The organism is Elstera litoralis (genome assembly GCF_000963705.1).
Lineage (GTDB): Bacteria > Pseudomonadota > Alphaproteobacteria > Elsterales > Elsteraceae > Elstera > Elstera litoralis.
The window spans coordinates 1-2,430 of sequence record NZ_LAJY01000533.1; the positions used below are offsets into that span (position 1 = coordinate 1).

The window sequence follows — 2,430 nt, forward strand, 5'->3', positions numbered from 1 at the left end:
CTTCGTAGCCGTCGATATCCGGCAGAATCAGATCCAGCAGGATAATATCGTAATCATAAAGCTTACCGATCTCGACGCCATCTTCGCCCAAATCGGTGGTATCGACAATGTAGCCAGCGGAAGACAGCATCAATGCGATGCTCTTCGACGTTGCGGCATCGTCCTCAACTAAGAGAATCCGCATAGTGCCCCCACCTTAAACGGGCCGCCCAGGAGCCCGATAAATTGGTTAATGTACGTTAACTATCCCTAATTTTTTTATGGAAAGCAAGCGGATATGCGCCCTCCGAGTCACACTTCGTGTTCCCTTTAGGGCGGCACTTCGCTATTATCCAAGCGTATCAAAGGGGAGCGGCGCGATGCTGATTGATAACCTTATTTCCAGCGTCGGCCGGATGGCAGACCATGTTCTGCATGGCCGCATCGTCGGCGTCTTGGGTATGATGGTAGAAATCGGCGGGGTGCAGCGGGCGCTTTCGGTCGGCGACCGGGTGACGATCATCGCGCGCGGCGATCGGCGTGTGCCGGCGGAAATCGTTGGTTTTAAAGGCGAACGGGCGCTGGCGATGCCGTTTGGTACGCTGGACGGCGTGGGGCTGGGCTGCCGGGCCGAAATCGCCCAGACCGACCCGGTGATCTACCCGCACGAAAGCTGGCTCGGGCGCGTCGTCGGCAGCATGGGCGAGCCGATCGACGATTTGGGGCCGCTCAATGCCGGGCAAATCGCCTATCCGTTAAGAAATGCGCCGCCACCCGCCCACCAGCGGCAGCGGGTCGCCGGCAAGATCGATATGGGCGTGCGCGCGCTCAATCAGTTCCTCACCTGCTGCCAAGGGCAGCGCATGGGCATTTTCGCGGGCTCGGGCGTCGGGAAATCCGTGCTGCTGTCGATGATCGCGCGCTATACCTCCGCCGATGTCATCGTGATCGGGCTGATTGGCGAGCGCGGCCGCGAGGTGCAGGACTTTATTCATGACGATCTCGGGCCGGAAGGCTTGGCGCGCTCGGTGCTGGTGGTGGCGACCTCCGATCAGCCGCCGCTGATGCGCCGTCAGGCCGCCTATCTTACCCTCTCGGTCGCCGAATATTTCCGCGACCAGGGTAAGAATGTTCTGTGCCTGATGGATAGCGTCACCCGTTTTGCGATGGCCCAGCGCGAAATCGGCCTGTCGGTCGGCGAGCCGCCCGCGAGCAAGGGCTATACGCCGTCGGTCTTCGCCGAACTGCCGCGCCTGCTGGAGCGGGCGGGGCCGGGGTTGCGCGGTTCAGGCTCGATCACTGGCCTGTTCACTGTGCTGGTCGAAGGCGACGACCATAACGAGCCGATTTCCGACGCCGTGCGCGGTATTCTCGATGGGCATATCGTGCTGGAACGCGCCATTGCCGACCGGGGCCGCTATCCCGCCATCAATATTCTACGCTCGGTCAGCCGCGTTATGCCGGGCTGCAATAATGACGATGAAAAACGCGGTGGTCGCCCGCGCCCGGCAAATGCTCGCGGCCTTCGAGGATATGGCGGAAATGATCCGGCTCGGCGCCTATCGCCCCGGCTCGGACCCTAAGACCGACGAGGCGATGCGCTATTATCCGCTGATCGAACAGTTTTTGGCGCAGGGCAAGCGCGAGCGCGGCGATTTGGTGCAGGGCTATTACCAACTCGCCGATATTCTCAATAGCGGTGGCGTTGGGTGAGTAAGTCCCTCAAGGCGCTGATCCGCTATCGCAAGTTCGAGCTGGATCAACGCCGCCGGGAACTCAGGTCACTGGAAGATCTGGCCGCCCAGATCGATGCCTCCATCGTGGCGCTCGATCATGAGGTCGCCAGCGAACGTCAGCTCGCCGCCAATGATATGCTGCTGGCGCGCTACTGGCCGACCTATGCCGAATGGGCACGCGGACGGCGCGAAGAATTGGTGCAGAACCGTCTGCAAATCGGCGAACAGATTCTAAAAGCCGAAGATGCGGTGACGGACGCCTACCGTGAGTTGAAAAAATTCGAAGTTGCCGAGGCCAATCGCGTGGCCCGCGAAAAAGCAGAGCAGGATCGCAAAGATCGCATCCGTCTCGATGAAATCGCCGAAGTGGCGCATCAACGCAAGATGCAGTGAATTTATTTCAGCCCTCCTGCGAAAATCTATGTTTTTGGTCTTTGTGACGGTTCGAATTTTTTCGAATCGATCAAAAGTTAATTTATAGTAAAAAAATCATAAAATACCCGCATTAAGCTTCGATTAAGAAGTCTTCGAATAATATCGGCTCAGCAAAATCTCACTGCCGGTCAGGGGGTTGCGACCGTCGTGATCTAAATTTAGGAGCCAATCGTGTCGAAAATCAGTATCGGAGCGCGGGTAAAGTTTGGCTTGGCCATCATTTGCGTCTGTGTTTTTGCCCTGGCAATCCAGATTCTCTCGACGCAAGTCTCTATTTTAT

Annotated in this window: 2 protein-coding genes and 1 pseudogene; 2 read left to right on the forward strand and 1 reads right to left on the reverse strand. The window is 57.9% G+C overall.

What is annotated here, in order from left to right:
- Window positions 1–184 (reverse strand): response regulator (locus VZ95_RS16955; protein WP_045776905.1); only part of this gene is annotated, 184 nt, incomplete at its 3' end.
- 175 nt (window positions 185–359) lie between these two features.
- Between VZ95_RS16955 and fliI the strand changes: the two are divergent.
- Window positions 360–1,692, forward strand: a pseudogene (gene fliI / locus VZ95_RS16960) (flagellar protein export ATPase FliI).
- Entirely contained in the window at window positions 1,689–2,108 is a 420-nt protein-coding gene (locus tag VZ95_RS16965; protein WP_045776906.1) for a hypothetical protein, read from the forward strand. Before fliI ends, VZ95_RS16965 begins: the two are co-directional and overlap by 4 nt.
- Window positions 2,109–2,430 lie beyond the last annotated feature (322 nt).